A 14,869-nucleotide genomic window follows, 5' to 3' on the forward strand; every position below is an offset into this window, starting at 1 on the left:
GTATTTATTTCTGTTTCCGTTTTAACAGGATAACCATGGATTTTCTTAACCGTTCAATTGCTTCCGCCAGCAGTTTTGTTTCATCTTTTGAAGCAACAACAACTGAAGAAGTGAGTTCTCCTTTGCTCATAGCCTCTGTGGTTTTGGTCAGGTAAATTATCGGATCAGTAATTGATTTTGCAAGGACCACCGCCAGGAACAGGGTTGCGATAAAAACAACCATGCTTATTCCCAGAAAAACATTCCTGAATGTCGTGACGGACCGATAGACTTCAGTGGCAGGAACCACCTCCACAACATTACCAAGGAGAGTATATTTTTTCTTATCGACAAAAACAGGTGCAGAAGCAATGAGATTGTCCTGCAGGATTATCGTATTGGGATTTTGAGCACTGATGATCTGTTTTGCGGCGCCCGGGAAATCGGTTTTGAAGTTTTCTCCGGTATTCAGATCTGTCTGGCTGCCCCATTCTTTTTTGGCGTTGCGATGCGAATAGTAATATCCTTTATTATCTATGAAATAGAGCTGCTCATAGCCTCTGTTCTTTTCTCTCACAAGTTTGAGGAATTTGTCGGCCATTACGTTGAACAAGACAATTCCCTTGAACTGGTTGCTTTTGTCATATACTGGAGTGCCATACCTGATGACCGGTCGGAGCGGCTGCTCGACTTTTCCTCTTTCGCGATTCAGGTCAAGTGGAGAGATCATGAGCTGTCCGTTGTTCAGTTCTGCCGTGTCAGCAAAATAATAGCGTTTTTTCTTGTTCTGCAGCCTGTCTTTTGCCACTATTGCGCTTTCACCCTGGTTTCTGTCAACCCTGACGACCTCCATTCCAGTCGCATCCAGGAACCGGACCTGGTGATAAATCTTTTTGTGTTTAGAAAAGGCAAGGAAATCTTTTTCGAGGTTTTTCCTGAGTGTATTTATATCATTTGCAGACGGTGAAAAAACATCACCAATCAGGGTTCGCAGGGTCACGGAGTCGCGGAGGTAGAAAAGGTCATTGGAGACATTTTTCAAAAAATCTTCAATTTCAAAGGAAATCAGGTGCACTTTATCATTCAGTTTAGCGGTAATTGAGGATTTCAATGAGTTGCTGATATTGCTTAAAGCATACCAGCCTATTGATACAAGCGGGATCAGTGAAATGAATATAAAGGCAAGTAAAAGTTTAGTCCTGATTTTTCTCATGTTTTTCTCCAAAAGGGGGCGCAAATTCCTGTGGAACCAATTCCGTGCTCAAGAAAAAGAAAGTCATGTTCCTGTAAAGTGCAATAACACAATATTAGCAGACAATTTCTTAAATACATAATAATATTTATCATATAGTGCAATTTCATGACTGAAAACTTACTTCAGACCACCTCAAAAAATGACCTTTTCGTCCGATCTCTTCGGTAAAATTGAGGAAAATCGAAGTTGACAGGGATTACGAGTGTGAAAATGTTCCTTCGATTCATTTTCAACCGGCAAAAAGACGCCAGGCTGAGGTCTTTTTGTCACTAGGATTTATTCCGGTCAAAACAGATGATTTGATATCTTTTTGGCGGTTTCACGGAGTGTGGGAATTGCCGTCTCCAGGAAATCGGATGTCATGCGAAATGCCGGGCCGGCTATGACCACTGCAGCTTTCGGGGCGCCGTCCGGGCTGTGTATAGCTGCAGCCATGGCATGGGTATCCCGGTAGCGCTCACCCCTGTCATAGGCAATTCCGGTCTGTTTAATTTCTTTTAACAGGTTGAGGTAATCTTTTCTGGTGACTATTGTGTTTTCGTTGAACCGTGTAAATTTCTGTTGCAGGCAGAGTTCTAGAAATTTCGGATCACTATGTGACAGGATAACCTTGGCTCCGGCGGCGACGTTGATCGGTACCTGTTCTCCCTGCTGGAAGTTGAACCTGATATGGCTCGGTCCTTCCACATGAAGGGCAAGAACTACATTGGTGCCCGAAAGCATTTCAAGGGCGACACTTTCTCCCATCATCTGTGAAAGCTCGGTGAGATATGGCTGGGCGATCACCAGCAGTTTGCTGTTGATTGATCTGGTGGTGGCCGTGCCAATTTTCAGGGCTGATTTCCCCAGCATGTATTTTCTGGTGATCGGGTTCTGCTGCAGAAAATTGGTGGCAACGAGAAGTTTGATCAGCCTGCTGGTTGTTGATTTATGGATACCGAGCTTTCGGCTCAGCTCAGTCGTTCCCATTTCATTGTTGTATGGAGCGAAAGCGAGGAGGATGTTGAGCGCTTTTTCCGCCGATGAACTGTTCGCCGGTTTTTCCTGTTGTTGGTTACTGTTTTCCAATTTGCCTTCCTTTGTTCCGAATGTGTGAATCGTGTCCCGTATGTTGGAACTTAATAGAGTGTCTCGGCTTTCCTGTCAAGAAATTTCACCCGGTGAGAGGTATGAAAAACTGCTGGATGAGCGTAACATTCTGAAAATATAGTATAAAAAAAACAGAAGCCATCTTGTAATTGCATGTAAAATGGCCTTGACATGTTTGGTGGTCAGTGTAATATGGTTGCATATGTCGGTATTACGTGTGCAGTATATGGCACAAATTAAGGTGCTGTTTTATCGTAAGGGAAGTGTCTATTTTTAAAATAACTAATATAATTAATTAGTTGTGTTGTTATGTGCAGGGGAAAACTGTTTTTGAGCAGGAAGAGACGAGAAAAATTTCTTTTTAAAATTTGATTCAGGTTTGCATGTAACGATCCGGGGAAGACCGGGAAAAGAAACTGTTGTGAAAATATACCGTTTGTTCTGGTTTAAATGGAAAAGGAAGCTCAACTTCGGGAGGTTATATAATGAGTGAACAGGTTTTTACCAATTGTACAAACGCCGGACCCGTCAGCGTCTATGTCAAGGATGGGAAAGTAACACGAATGCGGCCGCTGGTGGCAGATGAAAAGGATTTCAAGCCATGGACCATTGAGGCGGGAGGAAAGAAATATTCGCCACCCAAAAAATTTGCGGTAGCTCCCTATGTCCATGCGGATCGGCGCCGACTTTATTCCGAAGAACGGATAAAATACCCCATGAAGCGGGTCGACTTTGATCCCGACGGTGAAAGAAATCCCCAGAATCGGGGCAAATCCCCCTACGAGCGGATCTCCTGGGACGAGGCTTTGGACATTGTTGCCGGAGAAATCAAAAGGGTCAAGGACACGTATGGTGGTGCAGCCATCAGCGGGATGACGTCATCACACCACAACTGGGGAATTGTCGGTTACAAAATGGGGCCGTTTGCCCGCTTTATGAATCTGTTGGAGTATACCCCCGTACTGGACAATCCGGACAGCTGGGAGGGTTGGCACTGGGGAGCTACTCATACATACGGTTTCTACTGGCGGCTTGGAATGCCGGAGCAGTACGATCTTCTTGAGGATTCCCTGAAAAATGCGGAGATGATTGTACTCTGGTCCAATGATCCCGATACGACCAGGGGTACCTATACCGGTCAGGACTCCGCCCTCTGGCGTCAGTGGTTGAAGGAAAAGGGTGTGAAGATGGTTTTTATCGATCCCTTTTATAATTTTACCGCAGGGGTTATGGACGGCAAATGGATCGCACCGAGAATCGGGACCGATACCTGCCTGGCAATGGCTATTGCCCATGTCTGGATCACGGAAGATATCTACGACAAGGAGTATGTCCGGGACCGGACAGTAGGATTTGACGAATTCAAGGAATATGTTCTTGGTAATACTGACGGCCAGCCTAAGACTCCGGAATGGGCCGAAAATGAATCCGGTGTAAAGGCCAGAGTGATTCGTGCCCTGGCCAGGGAATGGGCGGCAAAACGGACAATCCTCTCGGGTGGCGCAAGAGGCGGTGAGGGTGGTGCATGCCGCCAGGCTTACGGTACGGAATGGGCTAGAATGATGGTTCTGCTTCAGGGAATGCAGGGACTGGGAAAACCCGGTCGCACCATCTGGGGAACCACCATGGGCGCTCCCTCCGACACCAAACACTGGTTTCCAGCTTATGCTGATCTCCAGGGCCGGGTATCCACCGCGGATATCGCAAAATATGTGCCCATGAATCCAACAAAACAGCGACTGTGGAGGCTCACACTGCCTGATGCGGTTCTTGACCCGCCGGTCAGCTGGTACGGAGAAGGGTTCTGTGGTCAGTCACTTGAACAGCAGTTTACCCATTTTGAGTATCCCATGGAGGGGTACCCGGAAATCAGGCTGTTCTATCGATATGGCGGTTCCTTCATGGGTACCATGAGTGATACAACCAAATGGGTAAAAATGTACCAGAGCCCGAAACTTGAATTTGTCGTCAACCAGGATATCTGGTTTAACAGCGAAACCCGTATGGCTGATATCATTCTCCCTGCATGTTCCAATTTTGAACGGGACGATGTGGGTGAGTGGGGAGCGTGCGGCGGGTATACCTGCCATGCTTCCAGTGGCTGTAATTACCGGATTGTTGTTCGTCAACAGAAATGTATCGAGCCGCTGTGGGAATCAAAATCCGATTATCAGATCCTTACCCTGCTGGCGGAGCGCCTCGGGATGAAGGAAGAGTTCACAGATGGTCGTACCGAGCTGGACTGGGTCAAGGCATTCTATGAATCATCGGATCTGCCGGGCCTGGTGAGCTGGGAAGAGTTCAACAAAAAAGGCTATCACATTATCAATATTCCCGATGATTATAAATCCACCCCGTCGCTGCGCTGGTTTGCTGAAGGCCGTGACTGTGACACGCCTGATACAAACAATCCGAAACGGAACACGGAAAAAGCGAAAGAACTGGGGACGTACTCCGGCAAGATCGAGTTCTCCTCCGAGAGCCTCAAGGCCAATTTCCCGGATGACGAGGAGAGGCCGGTATCTCCGAAGTATATACCAAGCTGGGAAGGTCATCACAGCGAGATGTACAGGGAATATCCCCTGCAACTGATGTCTCCCCATCCCCGGTTCACCTTTCATTGCCATTACGATAAGCATACGGACTGGCTTGATGATATTCCGGGACATCGTATTAAAAAAGACGGTTATGCCTGGTGGCCGGCCAGGATCAGTCCGGAAGATGCTGCTCTTCGCGGCATACAGAATGGTGATATTGTCCGGCTGTATAATCACAGGGCTTCTGTACTCTGTATTGCCGTGGTCACTGAACGTATCCGGCCCGGGATTATTCACAGCTATGCCTCTTCCGCGAAATATGATCCACTGGTACCCGGGCAGGCAGACTCCCCGGACCGGGGTGGCTGCGTGAATATGCTGACACCTTCGCGGATGGTCTCAAAAAATGTTCCGGGCATGACACCGAATTCGTGTCTGATTGAAATTGAAAAATGGGAGGGTTAACAGAATGTCACGATACTCCATACTGATAGATGTAAGCAAATGCAACGGTTGTTATAACTGCTTCCTTGCCTGCCGTGATGAATATTTCGGGAATGACTACCTGCCCCTTTCGGCGGCTCAGCCACTCAATGACCAGTTCTGGCTGCAGATGAAGGAAATTGAGCGGGGTGTATACCCCAAGCCCAAACTGTCCTACATTCCCACGCCGTGCATGCACTGTGAATCCGCACCTTGTATTGACGCGGCAAAGGATGGTGCAGTGTATCGCAGGGAGGACGGGATTGTCATTATTGATCCGGAAAAGGCCAAAGGTCAGGAAAGAATCGCCAACGCCTGTCCCTACAGGGTGATTTACTGGAATGAGGAAAAGGAAATACCACAGAAGTGTACAATGTGTGCCCATCGACTGGATGAGGGCGTCAAACAACCCCGCTGTGTCGAGTCCTGCCCCACCGGAGCCATGGTTTTCGGTGATCTGGATGATCCGAAAAGTGAAATTGCAAAGCTTGCCGCCAAACTGCCGGTGGAAGATTTTCATCCGGAGTATGGCACTGCACCTCTGGTGAAGTATGTTGGACTTCCCAGGCGATTTGTGGCTGGAGAGGTCGTTTTTTCAGATAAGGAAGGTGAGTGCGCCCAGGGTGTCGTGGTCAAATTGACCGGAGATGGCCTGAGCCTTGAAACCATCACGGATCTTTTTGGTGATTTTGAATTTGAAGGGCTTGAAAAAAACAAAAGCTATCAGGTCAGCGTTTCGGCAGACGGATATCAAGGCCGGGATGTTGAGTTTAAAACATTCAAGGATGTCAATCTCGGTGAGATTGTGCTCAATCCTGCCGGGTAATTCATACAGGGGGTGTGTCGCACCCCCTCTTCTTTTTTCCTGAGGTCAGTCATGATAAGTGTAAAAGACGCGGAAGGTACTCCATACGAAGCCGCGAAACATTCTGAAGTATACGGACTCCAGAAGATTACAGAAGCAGTGTCGAAACGGACCACCGTCTGTTATTCTTATTTCCAGCCCAATGGCGGTGCGGAAATGAGTTCTTCTCCCAAGGAGAGAATTTATTATGTGGTCAAAGGTTCAATTACCGTCAGCGGCCCTGATGAAAAACATGTCCTTAATGAGGGTGATCTCATTTATATCGCCCCCGGTGAAGAGCGTGACATGGTGATCAACGGCGGTAAACCGGCCGAAGTCCTGGTAACCATAGTCACCCCATAACCCGAATCGAATAACGGTTTACGGGAATGGAGTGGCTTTTAGATAACATGTAATTTCGTATGCAAGGGGTGGGCGGGTTGCCACCCGGGGAGAAAAAATGAAAGATATATTCAAACTTGACGGAAAAGTAGCGATTGTGACCGGTGGTGCCGGGGGAATCGGTAAGGCTCTGGCCCTTGGTCTCGGAATTCACGGGGCAACTGTTGTTGTTTCCAGCAGAAACCAGGAAGCGATTGATAAGGTGGCGAAAAAGATCACCGAAGAATCTGGCAACGAGGCTATTGCCATTGCCTGTGATGTGACCGATGAGTCCAGCGTGCAGAATCTGGCAGACAAGGTGAAGGAAAAATATGGCAGAATCGATATTCTTGTCAATGCCATGGGGATGAATATCAAACATGATGCATTTGAGTATCCGGTGGAAGACTGGCAGAAATTGTTCAAGGTTAATGTGGAAGGGACAATGATTGCCTGCAAAACCATGGGCAAGGTTATGCGTGATCAGAAAGGTGGGGCCATTGTAAACCTTTCCTCTGTTCGTGGCATCCGTGGCTATACCGGAGGAAACAGCGGCTACTGTGCCACCAAGGGTGCCGTAGAGCTGATCACCAAGGCGCTTGCCCTGGAGTGGGCACCCCATGGAATTCGGGTCAATGCCCTGGGACCTGCTCTGGTAATTACTCCCGGAACCGCACATATCGCAAAAGATCCGACTCTTGCCGCCAAGTATGCGGCAGCTGTGCCCATGGGGCGGATCGGTATGCCCGAAGATATGGTTGGAGCGGTTATCTACCTTGTTTCCGAGGCGGCCAGCTTTGTTTCCGGGCAGACTATTTATGTGGATGGTGGATTGACTGCAGCCTGATACAAGCGGATTCTGACAAAGAACCAGCAAGAAATACAACTATTTAAGTGAGGAAAGATAGATGACAACAGCTCGAATCTTGAGTCAGGCCAGGGAAGAGAAAAGGACGGTCCTTACCGAAATTGAGGCCAAGCAGATTCTCGCAGAAGCTGGAATAAACTGCACCGAAACGGTGTTGGCAACTTCACGGGAAGAGGCGGTGTCTCTCTGTGACCGAATTGGCTACCCGGTAGTCTTAAAAGTATCATCCGTTGATATCAGTCATAAGAGTGATGCCGGCGGTGTGAAGGTAAATCTCAACTCGAAAGAAGAGGTTGAGAAGGCCTTTGATGATATCATGACCTCCTGCAGAGCATATGCCCCGGATGCTGATATTGAAGGTGTTGCTGTGCAGTCCATGGCAAAACCGGGAACGGAAATAATTATGGGAATGATTAATGACGCCAGTTTTGGTCCCGTGGTGATGTTCGGTCTCGGGGGTGTGCTGGTTGAAGTATTGAAGGATGTGTCGTTCAGAATTGTTCCTATTGATAAAAATGATGCCATTGAAATGACTACCGAGATCCAGGGGAAGAAACTGCTGGAAGGGTACCGGGGACAGGATCCGGCCGATGTGGAATGTCTGCGTGATATGCTGGTGAAATTATCAGACTTTGTTGATGCGACTCCGGGAATTGAAGAAATCGATATGAATCCGGTCTTTGCCTATAAGGATGGGGCGGTGGTGGTTGATGCCAGGATAATCCTGTCGTCATGAGAAGGAAATTTGAATAAAAAATATCGTTTCCCATTCGAAACTGACAGCGCAAAAAAAAATGCGATGAAAAGAAGGACGGTGCAAATATGATGGAATTATTTTTTAAACCGAAATCGGTGGCGGTAATTGGGGCCAGCGGTACTCCCGGAAAGCTTGGTTACGTCATTGTCAATAATATCAAGGGCAGTGACTTCAGTGGAGATGTTTATCCTGTCAATCCGAAATCCGACGAAATCCTGGGTTACAGGGTGTATAAATCTGTCCTGGAGATACCGGGAGAAGTGGATCTAGTCATTACTGCCCTGCCAACCCCGAAATTGACGGTTATGACCATGGAAGCCTGTGCGGAAAAAGGGGTGAAGGCCGTTATCATAGAATCTGCGGGTTTTGCCGAAATGGGTGGAGATGGTAAGGTGTATCAGGAACAGATAGTTGAGATTGCAAAGAAAAATAATATAAGGGTCATGGGGCCCAACTGTTCTGGCATTGTCTCGCGTAATATTGTCACCTCCATTTATCCCATGACGAAAAAAGTACCGAACGGCAATGTTGTGCTTATCGGTCAGTCTGGACTTCTGGCGGCAGGCATGGCATCGGATATCGTGGAGAACGAAAGCCTTAATATCAAACAGGTCTGTTCCATCGGCAATAAATGTGATGTTAATGAAAATGATCTGCTGGAATATTTTGGAGCGCAGGATGACGTGGATGTCATTTCCATGTATTTGGAGACTATCAGTGACGGGCGGAACCTGACAAAAATCGCCAAAAAGGTGGCGGCTGAAAAACCGGTTATCTTTCTCAGCGGCGGACGTACGGAAGCGGGTGCCAAAGCGGCCATGAGTCATACCGGCAGTATCGCCAGCAATGCCAAAATTGTCGAGGCGGCGGTCAAGCAGACCGGGATGATTATGGCTGATGATTTTACGGAGCTCAAGGATTTTGCCAAGGTTTTTTCAACTCAGCCACTGCCGAAAGGGAATCGTATTGCCGTAATTACCCTGGCGGGGAGTGTCGGTGTAAATGTCTCCGATCTTTGTGCAAGTCACGGTCTTGAACTGCCCAAACTGACGGAGGAAACAACGGAAAAACTCAAGGATATGTTTGATACACCGGTTTCCAATCCGGTGGATCTCTATTTCAGTGTCACCAAGATCGGGTTTACCAAAACCCTGGAAACAACCTTCCCCGATGCGTTCAGAGATGACAATATCGATGCGGCTGTTCTTATCCTGGCGGGATTTGAATATACCCAGGAAGCTGTACAGAAGAAGATCATTCAAAAAATTGTTCAGGATGTGGGTAAGCCGGTTGTTGTCTGTATGATTGTTGGCTACAACAAGTATAAAAATGTCATTATGGATGAGATGGGTAAGGAACTGCCTGTCTTCCCGTCGCTTATTTCAGGAGTGAAAGCCCTGAGCAAACTCTGTGAATACGGTATTCGCCAACAAAAACAATCTGCCTGATGGGGGAAGTATGACTTTTGAAAACATTATCCTGGAAAAGGAAGAAAATATTGCCATCATAACCTTTAACCGCCCCGAGGCTATGAATGCCCTCAATATTCAGACCCGGGCGGAGTTTGCGACAGCGGTGAAAGATTTGGAAGAGGATGAGGCGATCAAGGTGCTGATCCTGACCGGATCCGGCAAGGCCTTTGTGGCGGGATCTGATATCAAGGAGTTTCACGCGACCACCCCATACGGGGCGCATAATATTGTCCGTCTTGGTTCTATCGTGGAGAAGCTTGGCAAGCCGGTTATCGCCGCGGTCAACGGTTTCTGCCTGGGCGGTGGATGTGAAATCGCCATGGCCTGCGACCTGATCATTGCCTCGGAGAAGGCAAAATTCGGGCAGCCGGAAATTAATCTCGGCATCATTCCCGGAGGGGGCGGCACCCAGCGTCTGCAGCGTCTTGTGGGCGCCTGCAGGGCCAAGGAACTTATTTTCACGGGAGATATTATTCGGGCGGATGAGGCTGATCGGATCGGCCTGGTCAACCGGGTGGTTCCCATGGACGAGTTAATGACAGTGGCAAAGGAAATTGCGGCCAAAATTGCGACCAAGAGTTCTGCAGCACTGAAACTGGCCAAGCAGGCAATCAACAAGGGAATGCAGATGAGTCTGCAGGATGGACTTGATTACGAATATGAAATGTATGCCCTGGCACTCTCCCTGGAAGATAAGGAGGAGGGAGTCAACGCGTTTCTTGAGAAAAGAAAACCGAAATTTGTCGGTCGTTAGTTGCAGGGTTTTTACTAGTGCAGGTCCATAAATGGCCTTTTTGCCCGATTTCTGCGTCGCTACGAAAAATAAAAATGCTCACATATGCCTAATATGCTGTGTTTTTTATTTTCCTATGCTCCTTGAACTCGAACAAAAAATCTCATTTATGGACAGACACTTACTAACCCGCATTTCTCATGAACATTGTGTCAATTTTGAGAATAACTGTAGATTGCAAATAATTGGACAACTATCAGTAATAGAACAAAATTTACATAATGTTCACCCAAGGTCAGTCCAGGCAACGCCATCTTCTACAGTATTTCTGCAATAAATATAGATCACTATAATTCACTGCAGAAAACTTAGAACCTGACGCCGCCTGAACTGATGAGAAATGCGGGCTAAAGGATATCAATTAAGGAAGAAAACAATGGAAAATATGGCAAACAAGGTAGCCCGGATACCCAACCTGGTGGACTGGTCCACCGGTGAAGTGAGATTGATGAGCGCAAAATGTAACAGCTGCGGGACATACTTTTTCCCGAAGGAGCATTACCAGCATCGCCCCGGTTGTTCAAGAGAAGGTGTGGAGGATGTACTTCTTCCCACAAGAGGAAAACTGGCCAGCTATACCATTCAATATTATCCCTGTCCGGCACCGTTTAAAACAGAGAAAAAGATCACCCCCTACGGTATCGGCCTGGTGGAATTTGCAGATGAGAAAATCCAGATTACAGGCATCATCACGGAAACTGACCTGAAGACGCTGAAAATCGGCATGGAAATGGAAACCACCCTGCTTGAGATGTACACCAATGAGGAAAAGCAGCAGGTTGTCACCTGGGCGTTCAAGGCCGTTTAATAATCGGTACCGCAAAAACTATAAAAAGGGATAATAACAATGAGAGATGTTTATATAATAGGAACAGGGATACACCCCTGGATGGGTTTTTCTGAGCAGGTATTTGCTGATTTTGCAGCTGTGGCTGTTGATGGTGCCTTAAAAGACGCCGACATAGAATGGCAGAAGATTCAGGCGATTATGGCCGGGATTTTTATCTACGGTGGTAATGCCGGTCATCTTTCCGGTCAGTATCTTGAGTCCATTTTCGGGGAAACGGGTATTCCCGTGGTCAACGTTTATAACGCCTGTGCCACCGGGTCCGCTTCCATCAGAATGGCTTATAACAGCATAGCAGCCGGTGAAACTGATACCGCCCTGGCCTTTGGCGCCGATGTATCTCCCAAGGGTTTTCTGACCGCGAAATCCGATAACGCTGTCCAGGACAGGGATGTTATAAGATGGAAGATGGGTGGCCTCCCAAATCCCATTTACTGGGCGCTGGAATGCCGGAAGCGAATGGAAAAATATGATACAACCGAAGAGGATCTGGCCCTTGTAAAGGTGCTGATGAGCGAATACGGTTCTAAAAACGCCCATGCCCGTTTTAAGAAGACCTACAGCCTGGAAGAGGTATTGAATTCTGTTTATGTCTGTGATCCCCTGAGGCTTTATGAGATCTGTCCGGTGAGTACCGGTGCTGCCGCAGTTATTGTTACCGCCGACAAGGAATTGATAGCCAAAGCTGATAATCCGGTGAAGATCAATGCAACAACCATGGGAAGTGCCATGTACGGTGATCCGACCATCCGTATTTCTGCTCTTTCCTGTCCTTCAGTGGCTGAGGCGCCTATGCTCAGCGAGAGTTATTCCGCTTCCCGCCAGGCCTACGAAAAAGCGGGTATCGGCCCTGAAGATATTGATCTGCTTGAACTGCCCGATAACAGCTCTTGGCATTATCTGGTCTATCTGGAAACCTGCGGGTTCTGTGGAGAAGGTGAAGCGGACAAGATGCTGCGCGACGGTCTGACGAAGATCGGCGGAAAACTGCCGGTTAATCCGAGTGGTGGTTTTTCTTCCCATGGTGAGGCTCTTTCCGCCCAGGCACTCTGGCAGGTTATCGAATGCAGCAATCAGTTGCGCGGCCGATGTGGTGAACGTCAGGTTGAGGGGGCCAAAGTGGCCATGGCCCAGACTTATGGCCTGATGGGGAACAGCGGAACAACCATCCTTTCAGTTTGATTTTATCGGCTTGAAAAGTATCAGCAGGCCCACTCCCCTGTAAGGGGGTTGGGCCTGTTGCTTTTTGCAGGATTCAGGTTACCCCGCATTTCTCATCAGTTCAGGCGGCGTCAGCTTCAAAGTTCTCGACAATAAATTATAGTTACCTATATTTATTGTCGATATACAAGGCGTGGCGGTGTCGTGTAAGCGCAGGCGTACATAGAGTACGTCGAGCATTACACGATCACCCCACAACGCAGTAGATCGGAGTTTTTACGAGTCCATCAAGATTGGACTGAAAGTTATCCACACCTGTGGGAGAAAAAATGAGTGAGAAGTGGGAAAAATTAAATCAGAATGTGATTTCCGCCATTCAAAGAGGGGACTATGAGGTGGCTCTTGCCGATGCACAGGCCGCTTTTGAAGTGGCTGAAAAAGAAAAGGGTGATGGCAGGAACATGGCCGTGTCTCTCAATAATCTGGGTGAATTATATCATCTCCTGGGCAGGTTTGATGAGGCCGAAAAGGTTTTGTTGCAATCTCTGGAATTGTTTGAAAGGCAGAATGGAGAACAGTCAGTCGAAGTGGCTGATGCCCTTGCCAACCTTGCCGAATTGTACCTGCGAATGGAGCAGTTTGTAGAGGCGGAAGAGATACTCCTCCGGATTCTTGCTATCTGTGAAAAGGAAAACCTTGACCCGTTGTTTCCTCTGGAATCTCTGGCAACTGCCCTGCTCGGCCAGGGAAAGATGAGCGAAGCACGTTCCCGCCTTGAGCAGGCATTGGAGGTAGGAGAAAATAGTTTTGGCAAAGATCATCCTGATCTTGGAGAAATCCTCAAGCGATTGGGCACTGTTGAGCAGCAGTCTGGAAATCTGGATGGTGCCGAAAAATACTTCAGACGGGTTCTGGTCCTTTATGAAAACAGTATTGGTGTGGATCATCCATTCTTTGCTTCAATTCTCAGTCACCTTGCCGGAATATACCTGGCCAGAGGTCATTTTCAGGCTGCTGAACCACTCCTGAACCAGGCGGTGGGGATTTACAGGCAGGATTCACCTGACGGCCATCCTGAACTGGCTGAAACCCTAGAAAAACTCGCTGGTATGTATGGCGGACTGGGAAAAAGAGAAAAAGCGGAAGATTATCAGAAACAGGCGGTGGAAATGTATGTGGCCGTTCTTGGTAAAGATCATCCCGCTGTGGCCCAGGCCTGGAACAGTCTTGGGGAGCTCTACCTTCAGGATAAAAAAGTTGTTCAGGCCCGGAAACTGTTCAATGATTCTCTGGCTGTTCGGGAAAAAATTTTCGGAGAGAATCATCCTGCTGTAGCCCAGTCATATAACAATCTTGGTATACTCCACAGTATGTGTGGGGAACGTAGTCTTGCCGTGAAACAGCACCAGAGAGCATTAAAAATCAGAAAAGCCGCCTTTGGTGAACAACATCCAGCCATTACCCAGTCTCTTGAAAATCTTGCAGGGTTGGCCAGGGAATCTGGAAAACTCCAGGAGGCAAAAAAATATCTGCTCCAGTCTCTTTCAATCTGGAAATCAGCCATGGGCCAGGAACATCCTGCTGTGGCTCAGAGTCTGCATAATCTTGCCACTCTGGAGATGATGGCCGGAAATAACGGGGATGCTGAACATATGCTCCTTGAAGCACGAAAAATCCTTGAGAAGGATCGGGTTGCCAATGAAATGCATCTTCTTATTGTGTATGAGACATTGGCGGCGCTCTACAAGACTATGGGCAGGAATATGGAGGCCGGTGAGTTTGCCGCCCGTATTCACAAGATCAAGAAACCTGAACATATGCGGAAAAGAGGTTAACAGATATGATACTTATGGGGATCAGTGGCAGTATCAGGGAAAAATCTTATAATACCGGATTGTTGCAGAGTGTGGTGCGCTGCCTGCCTGAGGGTGTGTCCCTTACTCTTTTTGATTGTGCCGGGTTACCCCTGTACAATGGTGATGTTGATGCAGACAAGGAAAACAAGCCTGGTGAAGTTCAGCGCTTACTCGATGAACTTGCACTCTGCGATGGTGTCATTTTTGCGACTCCTGAATATAACTACAGTATTTCCGGTGTGTTGAAGAATGCAATCGACTGGGCTTCCCGACCAGCCTACAAATCGGTTCTTGCCGGAAAACCGGTGGCGATTCTGAGTGGGGCCAAAGGTGTGGTTGGAGGAGCCAGGGCCCAGAATCATCTGCGGGATATTTTTTCCAGCACCCTTTCTCCTGTTGTTCCCTCACCTCCATTTCTGGTTCCTGAGGTTCAGAAGAAGTTTGATGACAGGGGAGTGCTCACGGATGAAGGGACAAAAATCCGTTTGCAGCGATATATTGAAGATTTTGTAGCGTGGGTTAATCTTCTCGATAAACGGTGAGGATT

13 protein-coding genes are annotated in these 14,869 nt (G+C 47.8%); 11 read left to right on the plus strand and 2 right to left on the minus strand.

Annotated elements, in window-relative coordinates; genetic code table 11:
- Positions 1 to 4: 4 nt before the first annotated feature.
- Both LO777_RS19435 and LO777_RS19440 read right to left on the minus strand, forming a co-directional pair.
- A complete protein-coding gene (locus LO777_RS19435; protein ID WP_228855470.1) occupies positions 5 to 1,192 on the minus strand; it encodes a HAMP domain-containing protein in 1,188 nt (395 codons plus the stop codon).
- Positions 1,193 to 1,519: 327 nt separating this feature from the next.
- Complete coding sequence (locus LO777_RS19440; RefSeq protein WP_228855471.1) at positions 1,520 to 2,302, minus strand: IclR family transcriptional regulator; 783 nt, start codon at positions 2,300 to 2,302, stop codon at positions 1,520 to 1,522.
- A 506-nt stretch (positions 2,303 to 2,808) separates the two neighbouring features.
- Here LO777_RS19440 and LO777_RS19445 point away from each other — a divergent pair.
- The 11 genes from LO777_RS19445 (at position 2,809) to LO777_RS19495 (ending at position 14,864) form a co-directional block, all read left to right on the plus strand.
- Positions 2,809 to 5,325 carry a molybdopterin-dependent oxidoreductase gene (locus tag LO777_RS19445; protein WP_228855472.1) on the plus strand — a complete coding sequence of 839 codons (2,517 nt, stop codon included), beginning with the start codon at positions 2,809 to 2,811 and terminating at the stop codon, positions 5,323 to 5,325.
- Positions 5,326 to 5,329: 4 nt separating this feature from the next.
- Positions 5,330 to 6,169 carry a 4Fe-4S dicluster domain-containing protein gene (locus LO777_RS19450; protein WP_228855473.1) on the plus strand — a complete coding sequence of 280 codons (840 nt, stop codon included), beginning with the start codon at positions 5,330 to 5,332 and terminating at the stop codon, positions 6,167 to 6,169.
- 51 nt (positions 6,170 to 6,220) lie between these two features.
- Positions 6,221 to 6,550: a cupin domain-containing protein gene (locus tag LO777_RS19455; RefSeq protein ID WP_228855474.1), complete on the plus strand. Its 330-nt coding sequence runs from the start codon at positions 6,221 to 6,223 to the stop codon at positions 6,548 to 6,550.
- A gap of 97 nt (positions 6,551 to 6,647) precedes the next feature.
- Entirely contained in the window at positions 6,648 to 7,415 is a 768-nt protein-coding gene (locus LO777_RS19460; protein WP_228855475.1) for an SDR family NAD(P)-dependent oxidoreductase, read from the plus strand.
- Between the two features lie 61 nt (positions 7,416 to 7,476).
- Positions 7,477 to 8,172 carry an acetate--CoA ligase family protein gene (locus LO777_RS19465; RefSeq protein ID WP_228855476.1) on the plus strand — a complete coding sequence of 232 codons (696 nt, stop codon included), beginning with the start codon at positions 7,477 to 7,479 and terminating at the stop codon, positions 8,170 to 8,172.
- 86 nt (positions 8,173 to 8,258) lie between these two features.
- Entirely contained in the window at positions 8,259 to 9,641 is a 1,383-nt protein-coding gene (locus LO777_RS19470; protein ID WP_228855477.1) for an acetate--CoA ligase family protein, read from the plus strand.
- A 10-nt stretch (positions 9,642 to 9,651) separates the two neighbouring features.
- A complete protein-coding gene (locus tag LO777_RS19475) occupies positions 9,652 to 10,419 on the plus strand; it encodes an enoyl-CoA hydratase/isomerase family protein (protein WP_228855478.1) in 768 nt (255 codons plus the stop codon).
- Between the two features lie 415 nt (positions 10,420 to 10,834).
- Positions 10,835 to 11,266 (plus strand): Zn-ribbon domain-containing OB-fold protein, encoded by a 432-nt coding sequence (locus tag LO777_RS19480; RefSeq protein ID WP_228855479.1) that lies wholly within the window; start codon positions 10,835 to 10,837, stop codon positions 11,264 to 11,266.
- Positions 11,267 to 11,305: 39 nt separating this feature from the next.
- Positions 11,306 to 12,487: a thiolase C-terminal domain-containing protein gene (locus tag LO777_RS19485; protein ID WP_228855480.1), complete on the plus strand. Its 1,182-nt coding sequence runs from the start codon at positions 11,306 to 11,308 to the stop codon at positions 12,485 to 12,487.
- Positions 12,488 to 12,795: 308 nt separating this feature from the next.
- On the plus strand, positions 12,796 to 14,301 hold the full coding sequence (locus LO777_RS19490) for a tetratricopeptide repeat protein (protein ID WP_228855481.1): 1,506 nt from the start codon (positions 12,796 to 12,798) through the stop codon (positions 14,299 to 14,301).
- A 5-nt stretch (positions 14,302 to 14,306) separates the two neighbouring features.
- On the plus strand, positions 14,307 to 14,864 hold the full coding sequence (locus LO777_RS19495) for an NADPH-dependent FMN reductase (RefSeq protein ID WP_228855482.1): 558 nt from the start codon (positions 14,307 to 14,309) through the stop codon (positions 14,862 to 14,864).
- Positions 14,865 to 14,869 lie beyond the last annotated feature (5 nt).

Origin of the sequence: Desulfomarina profundi, assembly GCF_019703855.1 — a bacterium.
In the GTDB taxonomy this organism is placed as follows: Bacteria; Desulfobacterota; Desulfobulbia; order Desulfobulbales; family Desulfocapsaceae; genus Desulfomarina; species Desulfomarina profundi.

Coding starts and splice junctions, on each gene's coding strand:
- LO777_RS19450 (WP_228855473.1), top strand. CDS start 5,330: ATGTCACGATACTCCATACTGATAGATGTAAGCAAATGCAACGGTTGT.
- LO777_RS19475 (WP_228855478.1), top strand. CDS start 9,652: ATGACTTTTGAAAACATTATCCTGGAAAAGGAAGAAAATATTGCCATC.
- LO777_RS19485 (WP_228855480.1), top strand. CDS start 11,306: ATGAGAGATGTTTATATAATAGGAACAGGGATACACCCCTGGATGGGT.
- LO777_RS19470 (WP_228855477.1), top strand. CDS start 8,259: ATGATGGAATTATTTTTTAAACCGAAATCGGTGGCGGTAATTGGGGCC.
- LO777_RS19435 (WP_228855470.1), bottom strand. CDS start 1,192: ATGAGAAAAATCAGGACTAAACTTTTACTTGCCTTTATATTCATTTCA.
- LO777_RS19490 (WP_228855481.1), top strand. CDS start 12,796: ATGAGTGAGAAGTGGGAAAAATTAAATCAGAATGTGATTTCCGCCATT.
- LO777_RS19445 (WP_228855472.1), top strand. CDS start 2,809: ATGAGTGAACAGGTTTTTACCAATTGTACAAACGCCGGACCCGTCAGC.
- LO777_RS19465 (WP_228855476.1), top strand. CDS start 7,477: ATGACAACAGCTCGAATCTTGAGTCAGGCCAGGGAAGAGAAAAGGACG.
- LO777_RS19455 (WP_228855474.1), top strand. CDS start 6,221: ATGATAAGTGTAAAAGACGCGGAAGGTACTCCATACGAAGCCGCGAAA.
- LO777_RS19495 (WP_228855482.1), top strand. CDS start 14,307: ATGATACTTATGGGGATCAGTGGCAGTATCAGGGAAAAATCTTATAAT.
- LO777_RS19480 (WP_228855479.1), top strand. CDS start 10,835: ATGGAAAATATGGCAAACAAGGTAGCCCGGATACCCAACCTGGTGGAC.
- LO777_RS19460 (WP_228855475.1), top strand. CDS start 6,648: ATGAAAGATATATTCAAACTTGACGGAAAAGTAGCGATTGTGACCGGT.